Source organism: Ruegeria sp. AH12 (genome assembly GCF_056541465.1).
In genome coordinates, this window is sequence record NZ_JBQFYL010000006.1 from 46,761 (window position 1) to 63,196 (window position 16,436).

At 58.0% G+C, this 16,436-nt stretch carries 15 protein-coding genes and 1 tRNA gene; 4 read left to right on the plus strand and 12 right to left on the minus strand.

Going from position 1 to position 16,436, the window contains the following annotated elements:
- Window positions 1-4 precede the first annotated feature (4 nt).
- A complete protein-coding gene (locus ACR0EL_RS11470) occupies window positions 5-841 on the plus strand; it encodes a 5-deoxy-glucuronate isomerase (protein ID WP_480500009.1) in 837 nt (278 codons plus the stop codon).
- Complete coding sequence (locus tag ACR0EL_RS11475; protein ID WP_480500010.1) at window positions 838-1,677, plus strand: class II fructose-bisphosphate aldolase; 840 nt, start codon at window positions 838-840, stop codon at window positions 1,675-1,677. The genes ACR0EL_RS11470 and ACR0EL_RS11475 overlap by 4 nt, the downstream gene beginning before the upstream one ends.
- 6 nt (window positions 1,678-1,683) lie before the next feature.
- Here ACR0EL_RS11475 and ACR0EL_RS11480 read toward each other — a convergent pair whose 3' ends face one another.
- The 12 genes from ACR0EL_RS11480 to ACR0EL_RS11535 all read right to left on the minus strand — a co-directional run bounded on the left by ACR0EL_RS11480 (window position 1,684) and on the right by ACR0EL_RS11535 (window position 12,865).
- On the minus strand, window positions 1,684-2,442 hold the full coding sequence (locus ACR0EL_RS11480; protein WP_480500011.1) for an SDR family NAD(P)-dependent oxidoreductase: 759 nt from the start codon (window positions 2,440-2,442) through the stop codon (window positions 1,684-1,686).
- Window positions 2,439-3,245 carry a 5-deoxy-glucuronate isomerase gene (gene iolB / locus ACR0EL_RS11485; RefSeq protein ID WP_480500013.1) on the minus strand — a complete coding sequence of 269 codons (807 nt, stop codon included), beginning with the start codon at window positions 3,243-3,245 and terminating at the stop codon, window positions 2,439-2,441. Before iolB ends, ACR0EL_RS11480 begins: the two co-directional genes overlap by 4 nt.
- Window positions 3,246-3,287: 42 nt before the next feature.
- Window positions 3,288-4,469 carry a phytanoyl-CoA dioxygenase family protein gene (locus ACR0EL_RS11490; protein ID WP_480500014.1) on the minus strand — a complete coding sequence of 394 codons (1,182 nt, stop codon included), beginning with the start codon at window positions 4,467-4,469 and terminating at the stop codon, window positions 3,288-3,290.
- 49 nt (window positions 4,470-4,518) lie between these two features.
- Window positions 4,519-5,418, minus strand: coding sequence for a myo-inosose-2 dehydratase (iolE, locus tag ACR0EL_RS11495; RefSeq protein WP_480500015.1), 900 nt, complete (start codon window positions 5,416-5,418; stop codon window positions 4,519-4,521).
- Window positions 5,415-7,247 (minus strand): 3D-(3,5/4)-trihydroxycyclohexane-1,2-dione acylhydrolase (decyclizing), encoded by a 1,833-nt coding sequence (gene iolD, locus ACR0EL_RS11500; protein ID WP_480500017.1) that lies wholly within the window; start codon window positions 7,245-7,247, stop codon window positions 5,415-5,417. The genes iolE and iolD overlap by 4 nt, the downstream gene beginning before the upstream one ends.
- 149 nt (window positions 7,248-7,396) lie before the next feature.
- On the minus strand, window positions 7,397-8,215 hold the full coding sequence (locus tag ACR0EL_RS11505) for an ATP-binding cassette domain-containing protein (RefSeq protein WP_480500018.1): 819 nt from the start codon (window positions 8,213-8,215) through the stop codon (window positions 7,397-7,399).
- 1 nt (window position 8,216) lies between these two features.
- Entirely contained in the window at window positions 8,217-9,341 is a 1,125-nt protein-coding gene (locus ACR0EL_RS11510; protein WP_480500019.1) for an ABC transporter permease, read from the minus strand.
- A gap of 86 nt (window positions 9,342-9,427) precedes the next feature.
- Window positions 9,428-10,369: a sugar ABC transporter substrate-binding protein gene (locus ACR0EL_RS11515; RefSeq protein ID WP_480500020.1), complete on the minus strand. Its 942-nt coding sequence runs from the start codon at window positions 10,367-10,369 to the stop codon at window positions 9,428-9,430.
- Window positions 10,370-10,492: 123 nt separating this feature from the next.
- The gene (gene iolG / locus ACR0EL_RS11520) at window positions 10,493-11,506 is read right to left on the minus strand and encodes an inositol 2-dehydrogenase (RefSeq protein WP_480500021.1); all 1,014 of its coding nucleotides are present in this window, start codon (window positions 11,504-11,506) and stop codon (window positions 10,493-10,495) included.
- Between the two features lie 472 nt (window positions 11,507-11,978).
- A tRNA-Arg gene (locus ACR0EL_RS11525) sits at window positions 11,979-12,055 on the minus strand.
- Window positions 12,056-12,076: 21 nt separating this feature from the next.
- Window positions 12,077-12,553, minus strand: a complete 477-nt coding sequence (locus ACR0EL_RS11530; RefSeq protein ID WP_353011775.1) for a GNAT family N-acetyltransferase — start codon at window positions 12,551-12,553, stop codon at window positions 12,077-12,079.
- Window positions 12,554-12,865: an ETC complex I subunit gene (locus tag ACR0EL_RS11535; protein WP_353011777.1), complete on the minus strand. Its 312-nt coding sequence runs from the start codon at window positions 12,863-12,865 to the stop codon at window positions 12,554-12,556.
- Between the two features lie 142 nt (window positions 12,866-13,007).
- Here ACR0EL_RS11535 and ACR0EL_RS11540 point away from each other — a divergent pair, with 142 nt between their 5' ends.
- Both ACR0EL_RS11540 and uvrB read left to right on the plus strand, forming a co-directional pair.
- Window positions 13,008-13,964: a thermonuclease family protein gene (locus ACR0EL_RS11540; protein WP_480500023.1), complete on the plus strand. Its 957-nt coding sequence runs from the start codon at window positions 13,008-13,010 to the stop codon at window positions 13,962-13,964.
- Between the two features lie 282 nt (window positions 13,965-14,246).
- Window positions 14,247-16,433: an excinuclease ABC subunit UvrB gene (gene uvrB / locus ACR0EL_RS11545; protein WP_480500024.1), complete on the plus strand. Its 2,187-nt coding sequence runs from the start codon at window positions 14,247-14,249 to the stop codon at window positions 16,431-16,433.
- Window positions 16,434-16,436: the final 3 nt, after the last annotated feature.

Here is a 16,436-nt window from a genome sequence, read left to right on the forward strand (position 1 = left end):
TCCCATGCATATTGCGCCATATGACAACAAGAACACCGCCATCGTTGATGTCGATGATCCCATGGTTCCTCTGAACTATTTCAACATCGTCAAATTGCAGAAAGGCGAGGCGTTCGAGTATCAGGTGCCCGGCTACGAAACCTGCATCGTACCCGCAACCGGCACCGTAGATGTCTCGGTCGAGGGGGTGCAATTCCCCAAGCTTGGCAACAGGGGGGAGGATGTCTGGGACGGAAATCCAGAAGGTGTTTATGTCCCTGTCGGTGCAAAGGTGCAGATGGTCTGTGTTTCGGAAGCAACCGAGGTTTTCATAGCAGGGGCGAAGTATGACAAGGTGCTGGATCCCTTCGACGTGCGCGAACACGACCTTGTGCAATATGGCAGCGATGACACCAAAACCCATCGCAAGATCAAGCACATCCTGGGTCAGAAGCAACATGACAAAGTTGGGCGTCTGCTGGTCAGTGAACTGTTCACCGTGGGCCAGGGCGGTTGGTCAGGTTTTCCCAGCCACAAGCATGATACCAACCGGCTGCCAGATGAAACGCGCCACGACGAGACCTACAACTTCCGCTTCAAACCCAACTGGGGCTCGGGCCTGCAAATGCTGCAGCGTGAAGACAATGAGCCGGGGGATGCCTATCACATCGTCGATGGATCGACCGTTTGTATCGACAAAGGGTACCATCCCTGCTGCGTTTTGCCGGGGTATGAGATGTACTATTTCACCATCCTTGGCGGGCTGACGCAGCGCTCATTGGTGCAGTATTTCCAACCTACCCATGCCTATCAGGTCGAGACGATTCCGGGCATCAAAGACATGATTGCAAAGTTCAAATGACCCTCGTGACATTGAAAGACGTGCTGCAACCCGCCTATCAGCAGGGCTATGCGGTAGGCGGGCTGGTGACCTTGGGCTGGGAAGATATGTGCGCCTATGTGGCCGCTGCCGAGGCCGAAAACGCACCTGTGATCCTGCAAGCTGGACCCAGCTGCCGCGAGCACACGCCCTTGCCCATTCTGGGCAAGATGTTCCGCCATCTGGCCGAAGGGGCCTCAGTCCCCGTCGTTGCCCATCTGGATCACGGCTATACGTTTGAAGACTGCAAGATCGCGTTGGATAGTGGTTTTACCTCGCTGATGTTCGACGGCTCGCGCAAGCCGTTGCAACAAAACATAGATGAGACCGCCGCCATCGCCGAAATGGCCCATGCGGCGGGCATTTCCTGTGAGGGTGAGATCGGGTTTGTGGGCTATGCTGGCGGTGAAGGATCAAACGGCACCGACCCGTCCGAGGCCGCACAATTCGCCCGCGAGAGCGGTGTGGATGCGATGGCGATCTCGGTCGGCAATGTGCATCTGCAACAGAATAAAGAGGGCGGTCTGGACGAGGACCGCATCGCTCAGATCGACGCGATGACCGATGTGCCTTTGGTGATCCATGGAGGTTCGGGTGTGCCGGTCGAACAGCGCACACGCCTTGCCCGCGAAACATCCATCTGCAAGTTCAACATCGGAACCGAGCTGCGTATGGCGTTTGGTCAAGCCCTGCGTGAGGCCGTGAACGCTGACCCCCAGAGGTTCGACCGTGTGACCATCCTGAAAGAAACGCACAACCCGGTAGAGGCCGCCGCCCGCGTGGTTATTCGCGCCTTCGGAGCACCGCCGCAAAGATAGCTTCTCTTAGATCGAGCCACCCTCAACCATGAAATTGCCGGCGCTGCACATGGCGGCGTCGGCCGAAGCCAAAAACACCACCATCCGCGCTACATAGACCGGGTCAATCGGGTCAGGCAGGCATTGGCGGTCGACCTGCTTTGCCAGTGCTTCGGACGTGACCCATAGGTCTTTCTGGCGCTGAGTCATGATCCAACCTGGCACCACGGTGTTAACGCGGATGCGGTGATCGCCCAACTCGCGCGCCATTGTGCGGGTCAGGCCATGCACGGCGGATTTAGCCGTGGCATAAGCCGGAAAGCCTGCACCAGCCTCCCACCATGAATTCGAGCCGAGATTCACAATGGCCCCGCCACCGCGTTCCATCATCGCGGGTGCCACGGCTTGGATGGCAAAGAACATATGGCGGATATTGGTGGCCATCCGCTCGTCCCAATATTCCGGCGTTACGTCGCGCCAGTCGTGGCGGTCGTCCTGAGCCGCGTTGTTAACCAGCACATCAGCCGCGCCCAATTTGTCCGTTAACTGTTCCAGCGCTGCGCGCAGGGCGTCGATGTCGCGCAGATCGGATTGGATAAAAGCGTGCTCTCCGCCAAGTTCCGAAAGCAACGCCTGTCCCGAGTCTTTGTCGAGATCCAGAAATCCGACCTTCGCCCCTTGAGCCGCAAAGGCCCGCACCGTTTCCGCCCCTATGCCACCTGCCCCGCCGGTGATGAAAACGGTTCTGCCGTTCAGGCTGGGATAGGTGGCAAAGTTGGTGGTCATCCATCACGCTCCATAATCCATTCGACCTCAGGGGCCGGGACGAACCGCCATTTCCGCAGGGGTCCGGCCATGACGTTCAGATAGTACATCTCAAACCCATAGGGCGCACCGCAAGGGTGATGTCCACGCGGCACGATCACAACATCGCCATCGGACACCGCCATCGTTTCATCCAACTGCCCGTCGTCGGTGTAGACTCGCTGTATGCCAAACCCGTTGGCCGGGTTGAGACGATGGTAATAGGTTTCTTCCAAATAGGTTATGCGGGGGTAGTCGTCTTCATCATGACGGTGGCTGGGGTAGGACGACCAGTGTCCATTCGGCGTGAACACTTCTGTCACCAGCAGGCTGTCAGCGTAGTCCTCTGCCTCCATCGCGATGTTGTTGATATAGCGCGTGTTTACGCCCCTGCCGCGCTCGGTCAGAGTGATGCCATCAGGGCCGATCCGCCGCGCCGCGTGCCCGCCTTTGCCTGGCGCGGAACAGACCGCGATTACGCAATCGGTTTTGGCAGTGGCCTCCCATTCGGTTCCATTCGGCAGATACAGGCAGTGCGGTGGTGTTTTCTCGAATACATCCATCCGGTCGCCCAGAACGCCCCAATCCTGCCCCGCCCCGGTGATCTGCGCCTTGCCCTCTACCATGACCAGAATGACCTCACGATCCCCGGTTGGCTCTGCCGCCTTGTCACCTGCGCGCAGGTGATAAAGACCGAAACCCACGTAACGCCATCCCGCGCTGGCCGGGGTGATATCGTGAACTTTGCCGCGCGTGCCGAGGGGTTTTTTGTGCAAATCCGCCATCTTGTTCTCCTTGCGGGCGACCCCATAGGCCGCCCGGTTGTTTCAGGCAGTTTGCCTTTGGGTCAAGGCCGAGAGTGTCTGGGCCAGTTGCGCCTTGGTCCATCCTTCCACAACCGCTCGTCGCAGGATATCCACCTGACTTTCCGGCGCGTTGCCCCCGACCGGAGGGTCCGTGTCCAGATTGGTTGGGAACGGATAACCCTCTGCAGTGGCCGCTATTGCGGCCTCCAACTGCGCCACATCCAACGCCCCACGCTGTTTCAAGGAAACCAGCGATGGGAAGACTGCCAGAGACATCGCCTGGCGATCCACCGCCTCCATCGCGCGCCCGAAAGCTGATGAGATTTGCAGCAGATTCGCCATCCGGTGAATATCGGCACTGCTGTTTTCGCCCGCAGCATGGAACAGCGCCGGATTGAAGAACACCGCATCACCTTTTTCTAACGGCAACTGGATATAGTTGTCCTCGAAATGCGTCCGGTGGGCTTCATCGTGAAACGCCAGATAGCCCGGTTGATAAAGCTGCGAGAAGGGTAGTAGTTTGGTTGGGCCGCTTTCCACAGGCATGTCGCAATGGGCCACTGCGCCCTGCAAGGTCAGCGAGGCTGTTACCAGATGCGCGTGGGCTGGATACATTGCCGCGCTGTCAACACTTTGGAACCCCAGATGATAATCCCGATGTGCCTGCTGCGCCCTGCCACCGGGTCGCACCTGATTGACTTGGGCGGTCATCTGATAATTCGGACCTAGCCATGCCTCACAAGCCGCAGCGATAGCCGTGTTCCCGAAGTAAAGCGCGAAGCCTTCGGGATCACGCAAGCACTGTTTTTGCATCGCATTCCAGATCCGGTCGTTGGCGCCTGAGGCAGCGAAGTGGTCGCCTTCGCCAGATCCGCTTTGACGTTCCTCGTCAATAATCTGGCGAAACACATCCGTCGCTCGGTCGATAACAGCGGTATCCGGATAGGCCCTTTTCAGCGCGATCACCCCGGTGGATTTGTCCAACACCCAGCCCCATTCCGCCAGCAATGCTTGCCGCGCGTCAGGCTGGTCCAGCACCTGACGCAGCGCCTGCATGTCATAGACCGGCACGTTGTTTTCGACCGTTGCCGCATGGGGCACCGAATCAACCAAAAGGTTCTGCGAGGTCAACACCTTAAACTCATCCAGATCACAGGATTCCCGGTCGAAATAGCCGACATATCCGAGGTCTTGCTTTACCATGACAGACTCCTTTCTCATGGCCTTCGGTGTTGCCCCTTGGGGCGGGGTGCTAAATGTTGATCTCCAATCCTGCCTTGCCGCAGACATCAACGATGTGGTCGTAACCCAGTTTGGAGTATTCATAGGGCGGTGCCTTGGCCGGGTCCTGTTCCGCCTCGACCACGATCCAGCCATCGTAGTCCATCGCCTTCAGCGCGTTTGCGACGGCCTGAAAGTCGATGCAGCCGTCACCAGGCACGGTGAAGGCCCCCGCGATGACCGCATCCAGAAAGCTGCGATTGTTCTCACGGACATCTTGCACAACAGCAGGGCGGATATCCTTGAAGTGTACGTGATGCACGCGATCTCCCCAACGGTTCAAGGTTGCCATGACATCGCCGCCGCCAAAAAGAAGATGACCGGTGTCGAAACACAATCCCACCTCGGGGCCTGACCCTTCCATCAGCCAGTTCACATCATCTTCGCTTTCGATGATGGTGCCCATATGATGGTGATAGGCCATCGACATGCCCTGATCGGCCATCCATTTTGCCAGTTCGGTAATCTTGTCGGCGTAGACCAGCACCTCATCCTTTGACAGTTTGGGCCGGTGATTGACCGGCGTACCTGCCTCCGTCTGGATGGTGTTGGAACATTCTGCATAGACAATGCACGGGCTGTTCAGCGCCACGAACTGCTCGACCTGCTCGCGCACGGCCTCACGCTCGGTTGCGAAGTCATTGAGCAACGACGCACCGGAACACCAGCCGCCACACAGGGCAATATCGCTGGCATCCAGATAAGCCCGCAACCCTTCGGTATCGCCGGGCATCCGTTGGCCGCGCTCGACGCCCGTATAGCCAATCTCTCGCGCCTCTTTCAGCGCCTGTTCCATGGTGTAGGCCGCCGTCAGGTCGGGCAAATCATCATTCTGCCACGCAATCGGAGAGATGCCGATCTTCACGCTCATTTCGTGTTTCTTTCCTTGATCGCAACTTCATAAGCCGCGCGTTTTTCGTTGACTTCGGGACGGATCGAGACCTCGGGCACGGCGACCTCCCACCACGTGCCGCCATATTCGGTGGACGGGTACGGATCGGTGTCGATGACAACCACGTAGGGCCCTTTGATGTCGGCGCGTTTGGCCAGCGCATCCTCCAGTTCAGCAATCGAACTGACCTTGACCGAAGTCGCCCCCATTGCCGCAGCGTGCGCGGCGAAATCAATGGCCGAGGGCGTTTCGTGCACCGCGTGATCCAGAAGGTTGTTAAACTCGGCCCCGCCAGTGCCCATCTGCAAGCGGTTGATACAGCCAAATCCACGGTTGTCGGTGATCACCACGGTGAACGAGATACCCATCATCGCGGCAGAGGCCATTTCCGAGTTCGCCATCATATAGGTGCCGTCGCCGGTAAAGCAGATCACGTCGCGATCCGGCTGGGCCATCTTGATGCCCATCGCACCGGCGATCTCATACCCCATACAGCTGAACCCGTATTCCATGTGATAGGCCCCGGGTCGCGGCGCTTTCCACAGCTTGTGCAGCTCACCCGGCATGGTGCCTGCCGCACACATCACAACCGTATCGTCATGTGAGGCACGCTGAACCGCGCCGACCACTTGCATGTCGGTCGGCAGTGCATTCCCGTCTCCTGGCGCGTCGGTCAGCTTGTCGACCTTGCCAAACCAATCCGCTTTGAGCGTGTCAGCCACGGGGTCGGCACTGTAACCCTGCAGGCTTGCGCCAAGTTCTTCCAAACCAACGCGCGCATCGGTTTGCAGCGGCATCGCACCGTGCTTTTCGGCGTCATAGGCGGCTGTATTCAGGCAGATCATCTCGCGTTCGGGGTTCGAAAACAGGCCCCACGACCCGGTAGTGAAATCCTGCAACCGCGTACCGACCGCCAGAACCAGATCGGCCTTGGCGCAAACGTCGTTGGCCGGTTCTCCACCGGTTACACCAATGGGGCCGAGGTTCAGCGGATGGTCCCACGCCAAAGCGGACTTACCAGCCTGCGTTTCAGCGATGGGGACATTGTGGGTCTCAACAAAGCTTTGCAGCGTGTCGGTCGCACCCGAGTAATGCACCCCGCCCCCGGCCACGATCACGGGGCGTTTGGCGGCTTTGATCGCGGCGACAGCGCGCGCCAGTTCGCCCTCATCCGGGCGAATGCGGCGCTGATACCAGACGCGCGGTTCAAAGAAGCTTTCAGGGTAGTCATACGCCTCGGCCTGCACATCCTGACAGAAGGCCAGCGTCACCGGGCCGCAATCAGCCGGGTCGGTCATGGTGCGGAAGGCGCGTGGTAGCGCGGTCAACAGATGTTCGGGGCGCGAAATGCGGTCATAGTACCGGCTAACCGGGCGGAAACAGTCATTGGCGCTGACGGTGCCATCGCCGAAGTTTTCGATCTGTTGCAGCACCGGATCGGGCCCGCGCGTGGCGAACACGTCACCGGGGATGATCAGAACCGGCAAGCGGTTGGCATGGGCCAAGGCCGCCGCTGTCACCATATTCGTGGCCCCAGGCCCGATGGACGACGTCACCGCCATCGCCCGCGTGCGGCGCATCTGTTTGGCATAGGCAATCGCACAATGGGCCATCGTTTGTTCGTTGTGACCACGATAGGTAGGCAGGCTGTCTCTGACGGCATGCAAAGCTTCACCCAAACCCGCCACATTGCCGTGGCCAAAGATGGCCCAGACACCTGCGATATAGGGCTCCCCGGCCTCATTTAACTGCGCCCCGATATAGCGCACCAGAGCCTGCGCCGCGGTCAGTCGGACTGTCTTGCTCATCATGATCCCTTTCCACACGAAGCCGCCATCGGCATTCCGTCGGTATTCACATTTTTGAAGGTTCCAGGCCAACCGAATGGACCTGACGATTTGTGGTTTTGCACCACCACTTAGTTCGATACTCCGCATGTCCGCGGAGCATCGGTGGTTTAAACTGTTCCGCCCAACGAGCCTTCCAGCTGGGCCAGCTCCTGACCTCCTGCCATCAGGTCCTGAAGCTCTTCTGGAGTGATCTCACCCCGTTTCGCAGTGCCCAGTGTTTGGCCCCGGTTCAAAACGGTAAACCGGTCGCCGACAGCCAGCGCGTGACGCACGTTGTGACTGATGAACACGACACCCACGCCCTGACTACGCACCTTATCGATGGTCGCCAGCACGTTCGAGGTTTGACGCACCCCAAGGGCCGAGGTCGGCTCGTCCAAAATCAGGATTTTCGCTCCGAAATGCACAGCCCGCGCAATCGCAACGGTTTGACGTTCGCCGCCTGACAATGTGCCAACGGCCTGGTCTGGGCCCCGCAGGTTGATGCCCATCTTGCGCATCTCTTCCATGGTGATCTCATCCGCCAGCTTCTTGTCGAAGAAGTTGATACCGGCAACTTTACGTGTGGGCTCATTACCCATGAAGAAATTGCGGCTGACGCTCATCAATGGGATCATAGCCAGATGCTGGTGCACCGTGGCGATGCCTGCAGAAATCGCGTCTCGCGGATCTTCGAAATGCATAGGCTTGTCTTCGAAGAAAATCTCACCCGCAGTTGGCTTGTGCACACCGGACATCGTTTTGATGAAGGTCGACTTACCCGCGCCATTATCGCCCAGCAGGCAATGACACTCACCCGGTTTGAGGTCGAAACTGACACCGGCCAGCGCAATCACAGACCCAAAGTGTTTCTGGATGTCGACCATACGGATGATCGGCTTTTGCTCTTGTGCGTCGCCATGGTGGAACTTGGTGTCTTCAGTCATCTCAGTGTTCTCCTGTGATGATGCGACGGATATAGGTGTTCAAGATCACCGCACCCAGCAGGATCACACCCAGGAACACCCGGAAGAGCGAGCTTTCGACCCCGGCAAAGAACAGCCCCTGCTGCACTACGCCAAAGATCAGCGCGCCCAGCGCCGCGCCCAGAACCGAGCCATAGCCGCCGGTTAGCAGCGCACCGCCAATGACCACCGCGATGATCGCCTCGAACTCTTTCAGCAAACCACGATCGGCACCAGCCGAGCCGAACTCCATCACCTGACAGGTGGCGAAAACAGTGGCGCAGAAGGCGGTGAACATGAACATCAGGATTTTCACCTTGTTCACAGGCACACCCGAATTCCGTGCGGCCTCGGCGTCTCCACCTGCGGCAAAGATCCAGTTTCCGAACTTGGTTTTAGTCAGCAAAACATGGCCAAAAATGATGATGCCGATGGCCCAGATGATCAGCATCGGAATGCCGTCCACCACTGGTTCGCCTAGGCGCGATCCGCGCTCGAACGTCGCAATAATTCCATTGTCACCCAGCCAAACGAAAAGGCCCTGAAACACCTTGCCGCCAAAAACTGAGGCGAGCCAATCGCCTTCTGCGACATCTTTGATGCCGCCGATGATGGTCTTGCGCTCAATCGTCTGCGGCAGAAATATCGTAAAGCCGCGCAGAATGAACAAAAACGCCAGCGTCACAATAAAGCTGGGCAATCCGGTGCGCACGACAATAAAGCCGTTGAGGGCACCGATAGCGACGCACAGAACAAACGTGACGATGATCGCCATCCAAACCGGCCAGGTCAGCGTGACCGAGAAGATGGCAATCATCATCCCGGCAAAACCAATCATAGACCCGACGGACAGGTCAAATTCACCCGCGATCATCAATAGGCAAGCCCCTACGGCGATGATCATGAACTGGGCTGAAACGATCGACCAGTTCATCACGCCCTGTGAGTTGAACATGCCACTGTCAAAGGCGAATAGCAGGAAGAAGGTGAATACGGCGACGGTCCCGACCATGCCACCCAGTTCCGGGCGGATCAGGGCGCGGCGCAACGGCGAGATCTCTTTGATCCGTTCGTCGCTGCCTGCCGTGGATTGAGCTGACTCTGACATAAAGGTCCTCCCCTCGCGGGTGATCCCGAAGAATAAGAAAGTTGGGCTGAGCGGGCGTCAGATCACGCCCGCTCGACTATTGAAGATCAGCGGTATTCGCCCGCGAATTCTTCGATTTTCTCCAGCCCGTCAGCAGTCACAAAACCGGGGCCCGAGTTGATGTTGTTGCCGGGCAGAACGCCGTAGCGGTGGTAGTTGGTCAGCACAACAACCGGCAGGTAGGCCTGCAAGAAGGGCTGCTGGTCGATCCCCCACTGAATGGTACCGTCCTTGATGCCTTTGACAATTTCACCACCCAGATCGAAGGTGCCGAAATAGATGTCACCGGCCATGCCGTTTTCCTGCAGGGCCAGGATGGTCGGGTCGGCCGATGTCGGACCAAGCGTCAGGACAGCATCCGTATCCGGATTGGCCGATAGATAGGCCAGAACGCGGTTCTTGATTTCGGCCGGGTCCTGACCCGCATCGATCATCTGCTCGCCCAGCTCAATACCCAGACCATCTGCGAATCCCTGGCAACGCTCTTGGCTCGAAGGCTGAACGATGTAGTGGTTCACGCAGAGGAACGACCCGATGCCATCGCCTTTGGCACGTAGGCCAGCGGCATACCCCGCATCATATTCGGGCTGCCCGACATACATCAGCGCACCCACTTCGCGCGCTTTTTCGGGCGTGCCGGTGTTCATGATGATCACGTCGATACCGGAATCCACAGCGGCCTTAATCGGGCCTTCCAGAATATCCGGGTCTGCCAGCGTGGTGATGATCCCGTTCGGACCCGAGGCTGCCGCCTGATCGATGATCCGCGCCATGTCGGCAAGGTCTCCGGTGGGCGGATTGCGGTATTCAACTTCAACGCCCATCTGATCACCTGCAAGCGCGATCCCGTTCTTGATCGTGTTCCACCAGCTGTCACTGTCAGGCGCGTGGCTGACCAGAATGTACTTCTCGCCTTCTGCCGCCGCGCCTGTCGCGGCTGCAACCGCAAGCGCGCTGGCCGCAAGAACACTTTTTACAAATTTGTTCATTTGGTTTCCTCCCATAAAAACCGTCGATTTTTGCTCTGGGCGTTTACCCCTGTTCATCCGGCCAGGCCGAATCTCCGAGGCTCGGGTTAGGTTCCGAGCTGCGTTCAGTTTGAATAAATTCATTCATTTTGCAACCGGTTTCAAAATATCGCTAAGTTGAACCGGCCTTCCGGACCGGGCGGATTGGGTCGCTGCCTCGGCCATGGCCAGCGCCGCGACACCGTCTTCCAGCGTGACCGGGACGGCTTGACCCGCCGTGATCGCATCGACAAAAGCGGCCCATTCAGCCTTGTAGGCAGTCATGTACCGCTCAAGGAAAAAATAGGTTGGCTTGGCACCAACAACGCCATCGGCGGTGGATTTGATCACGGTGTTTTCCAGCACGTTCTGGGCCTGCAACAGACCTTCAGACCCTAGCATCTCGACCCGCTGGTCATAGCCATAGGCTGCGCGGCGTGAGTTCTTGATGACCGCGATCCGACCATCCGAATAGGTCAGTGTCGCGACCGCTGTATCAACATCCCCGGCCTGTCCGATTTCGGGATCAACCACCGCCGAGCCAACGGCGGAAATCGCCACAGGCAAGCCACCCATAAGGTAGTTCGCCATGTCAAAATCGTGGATCATCATGTCCCGAAACAATCCACCGGACACTTTGATGTAGCTTACTGGTGGCGGTGCCGGATCGAAGGACGTGATCGAAAGCAGCTCGGTCTTGCCGATCTCTCCGGCGTCTGAGGCAGCTTTCATCCCTGAAAAATTCGGGTCAAACCGGCGGTTGAACCCAATCATGATGGGCTTTTGATGATCCGCCACGTTGGCCTGACACGCCATTGCACGCTGCAAATCCAGATCCACCGGCTTTTCGCACAAAACCGCCTTGCCCGCCTGCGTCGCCGCCTCGATCAGGTTCGAATGCGTATCGGTTGGGGTCGCGATCAGAACGGCATCAATCGCGGGGTCTGCAATGATTTCATGTGAACTGCTTACCTGCGCGCCATATTCGTCCGCAAGCTGGCTCGCCGCGTCAGCGACCGCATCTGAGACCGCAGAGAGGGTGCTGTCAGGATGCGCCGTAATCGCCTGCGCGTGAACGCGCCCAATCCGACCGGCCCCAAGCAGTCCAACACTCAGCATGCATCTCTCCCGAATCCTGTTGCGCTTCACAATGAGAATTTTTGCAACCGGTTGCAAGGTGTTTTTTTAGGCGATCCCTCGATATCAACAAAACGCCGGAACCATCGGGAAATTTCAGGCTTTTTGTAGCGCAACAGCCTGTTGGATTTTCGAGTTTTTCCACAGCATTTTCGAGAAACCACACAAAAAACGTCTGTTCTACGGGAATCCCCCAATGTCGCGGATCATCGGCTTTCGCTAGACTGTGAATCAGCGGTTAACACTACCACTGAATAACCCCCTTGCGAGGGGCTGGCCCAAACCCCCTCACCCAGCCCCTCGAACCCTCACCTGATTTTTCGCTCTATTTGGCCTTTCGAGATGTGCCGCCGCTTAGCCCCGCACCTTTGTGCGACCGTAGGAATGAAAAAGTGTTTTGAGGCCGTGCCCCTGTCCCGTAAGAAAAACGGGCGATTTCATAGAGTTTTGGAAATGGCGATCCCTGAAGGACTCGAACCCTCAACCTGCTGATTAGAAGTCAGCTGCTCTATCCAGTTGAGCTAAGGGACCGCTGCGCCCTTCTTGCGGTTTTTATAAGCGGGGTTCAAGGGCCAAGCGCATGAACGCGCTGTTGGGATCTTCTTCATAGCCAAAGATCGGGCCGCAATAGGAATATCCCAGCGCCTCGTAGAGTTTGCGTGCGGCGTCGTATTCGGAAAGATGGGCTGCGCCGGTTTCCAGTACAAGCGCGGAAACTCCCTCGGCTTTGGCCAAGTCAGCCAGATAGGTCATGATCTCACGTGCAAGGCCGCGACCGCGTGCCGCCGACACAACATGAACCGATTTCACCTCGGCCGTGCCATCGGGAAGGGTTTTGAGCGCTCCGCACCCAAGCGCCACATCATCTTCGAAAACGCCCCAAAACCGAATCTCGGGCGCGCGCAAAGCCTCGACGTCTAGAGTGTGATTTGAGGTCTGCGGCGTTGCCTCCCAACTATGGGCAAGATGGGCCTCAATAATCGGACGCAGAGCCTCTGATCCGGGATCAGCGGCGCGAATCTCGATCATTTAGTGGGTCCAGGGCGCGCGGCGGTCGGTGGCAAAGTTCTCGCCATAACCGCGTTGCCGCAGGTTGGGTTTGCGCTTGTGCGGCTCGCTTACCTGTGCGTCGATGCCATTGTCTTTGGCATAATCCAACGCTTCTTCCTTGGTGTCGAACTTCAGGCGCACCTGGGTCTGGGTATCGTTGGATGAGGTCCAGCCCATCAGCGGATCAACCTCGCGCGCGGATGCAGGGGCATATTCCAGCACCCATTTGCGGGTTTTGGCCATGCCCGAGGTCATCGCATTTCTGGCGGGCTGGTAAATCCGTGCGCGCATATCGCCTCTCCGTACTCACTTGGCTGGCGTGTTTATGCGCCAGTGCGGCGTCAGGGGCAAGACTGCACGCACAGCAGTTAACAAACTGTCGCGCAAACATGGTATCCTAAACTTGTTTGTTTCAATTGATTGGAGAAGCCCGATGTCAGGGACATCTTTTACCGCCCGTGTGGACCGTGTTGTTGATGGGGACACCGTTCGTGTCTTTTTGGAGGACGATGCCGAGAAGAGCGAGAGCCTGCGCATTCTAGCGCTTGATACCGAAGAAGTATTTGCTGGCAGTAAACCGGTTACCCCGCTTGGTCACGCCGCCTCCGACCGTGCCAAGGAACTGATTGCACCCGGGGATACGGTCAAACTGATCCTGCCCGGGAACGAGCCACGTGCCGAAGCCTTGCAGAAGTACCGAGGCAATTTTGGTCGGGTTCTCTGCTATCTCGAACTGGAAGACGGCACCGATTTTCAGCAGGTGATGATTCAGGAGGGTCTTTCACCCTATTTCCAGAAATACGGCTATGCCGAATTTGCCCATTTGCATGACAGGTATCGCGAGGCCGAACGCATGGCGCAATCCGGAACGTTGGGCATTTGGGACCAGGTGGCCAACAATGGCTCGGTCATGCGCAACTACGCCGCCCTGACAACATGGTGGGATCTGCGGGCACGCATCATCGAAGGCTACCGCGAAATCAAGCGCCGGAACCCCGAGATCAACATGTTCAACACCCGTCTGGACTATGATCGCCTGGTTGAGATCGCCAAAGCAGGCCAGGAGACCACAGTGTTCATAGAACTGCGTGACTTCACGCCCACCTCGGGCGATCATATCCTGTTTCACACCGGCAGCCTGACCCAGCCGTATCAGTTGTTCATTCCAAATGGGAACGTGGGCGGTGGCGAAGATGTAATGAACCTGATCCTGAACCGCTACCGCGCGGATGGAGAGGAGCAACCGCGCCGCTCCTATGCGTATGTCACAGGCCCCACCAAGATGTTCCCCGACAATGACAGCGGGCGGCCCGAGATTATCGTGACCGATCCCGCACAGATTACGGATTGGCCTGATCAGGCTTTGGAACGCGCTGGCGTATCTGGGTAGATCCGAGTCAGCATGTTGGCCTGCCCATTTCGGTAGGGCCGACACTTTTTGACCGTCGGAAGCTTCGGAATCATCTGATGACAAAATCTGTCATCAGATGAATCTATACGATCACGCAAACCCAGTTTTCAGGATCAATCCAGTCGATCCCTGAATACGATATGGGCATCGCTGCACCGCAGCAGCCTGATTTCAGCCGCATAAGTCCACATCATACTCGGATCAGCCCTTGCAGATGGACAAAATAAGAACAAATGTAGGGACCTGACCCGGAGCCTGCCCATGCCATACGCCCATTCCGACAAGACCCAACTGACCGCCGAAGACGTGCGCGCCCGCCTGAAACTGGAAGGCGGCAAGCAGTTTGTGATGCACACTGAATTCGCGCCTGCAGGTGATCAGCCAACAGCCATCAAAGAACTGGCAGGCGGGGTTCAGGACGGAGAGCGAGATCAGGTTCTGCTGGGTGCCACCGGCACGGGCAAGACCTTCACCATGGCCAAAGTGATCGAGGAAACGCAACGCCCTGCGATCATCCTTGCACCCAACAAGACGCTGGCCGCGCAGCTATATGGCGAGTTCAAGGGCTTCTTCCCCGAGAACTCAGTCGAATATTTCGTATCCTACTACGATTACTACCAGCCAGAGGCCTATGTGCCCCGCAGTGACACGTACATAGAAAAAGAATCGCAGATCAACGAACAGATCGACCGGATGCGCCACTCGGCCACCCGCGCGCTGTTGGAGCGGGATGACGTAATCATCGTCGCCTCGGTCTCGTGCATCTACGGTATCGGCTCGGTCGAGACCTATGGCGCGATGACGCAGGACCTGAAGGTGGGTCACGAGTACGACCAGCGTCAGGTGATGGCCGATTTGGTTGCCCAGCAATACCGGCGCAACGATCAGGCGTTTCAGCGCGGCTCGTTCCGGGTGCGCGGAGATTCCTTGGAAATCTGGCCCGCCCACCTTGAAGACCGCGCCTGGAAATTCTCGTTCTTCGGCGAAGAACTGGAAACCATCACCGAATTTGACCCGCTAACCGGCGAGCGCGCAGCGACGATGGAACAGGTACGGGTCTATGCAAACTCGCACTATGTGACACCGAAACCAACGATGAACCAAGCAATCATCGGGATCAAAAAGGAACTGCGTATCCGGCTGGATCAGCTGGTGGGCGAGGGCAAGCTGCTGGAAGCGCAGCGTCTGGAACAGCGCACAAATTTCGATCTGGAAATGCTCGAAGCCACTGGCGTGTGCAACGGGATCGAGAACTACTCGCGCTATCTGACCGGCCGTGCGCCGGGTGAACCGCCGCCAACCCTGTTCGAGTTCATCCCCGACAACGCCATCGTCTTTGCCGACGAATCCCACGTCAGCGTCCCGCAAATCGGCGGCATGTACCGGGGCGACTATCGGCGCAAATTCACACTGGCCGAACACGGGTTCCGCCTGCCCTCCTGCATGGACAACCGTCCCCTCAAATTCGAGGAATGGGACGCCATGCGCCCGCAATCCGTCTTTGTCTCGGCGACGCCTGCGAAATGGGAGATCGAGCAAACCGGCGGCGTCTTCACAGAACAGGTCATTCGCCCCACCGGCCTGCTGGACCCAGAGGTCGAAATCCGCCCCGTCAGCATGCAAGTGGATGATCTGCTGGACGAGGTGCGCAAGGTTGCCGCTGACGGCTATCGCACGCTGGTCACCACGCTGACCAAACGCATGGCGGAGGACCTGACCGAATACCTGCACGAACAGGGCATCAAGGTCCGCTACATGCACTCGGACATCGACACGCTGGAACGGATCGAAATCCTGCGCGACCTGCGGCTGGGGGCCTTCGACGTGCTGGTCGGCATCAACCTGCTGCGCGAAGGCCTCGACATCCCCGAATGCGGGCTGGTCGCCATTCTGGACGCGGATAAAGAGGGCTTCCTGCGCTCGGAAACCTCGCTGATCCAGACCATCGGCCGCGCCGCGCGGAACGCCGATGGCCGGGTGATCATGTATGCCGACAAGATCACCGGCTCGATGGAGCGTGCCTTGGGCGAAACCAATCGCCGCCGTGCCAAGCAACTGGCCTATAACGAAGAACACGGCATCACGCCTGAGACCGTGAAGAAAAACGTCGAGGACGTTCTGGCCGGTCTCTACGAAGGCGACGTCGACATGAACCGCGTCACCGCCACCATCGACAAACCGATGCACGGCGCGAATTTGGAAGCGCACTTGGACGGGTTGCGCGAGCAAATGCGCAAAGCGGCCGAGAATCTGGAATTCGAAGAGGCCGCCAATATCCGGGATGAGATCAAACGTCTGGAAGCGGTCGATCTGGCCGTCGCCGACGACCCCATGGCGCGCCAATGGGCGGTGGAGAAGGCCTCGGAAGACGCAGTGAAATCGCGCGGACGGTCAACGGCTGGGCGGCCGGGGCAAAGGGGTGGGAATGTGAAGCGGAGAAAAAGATAAAAA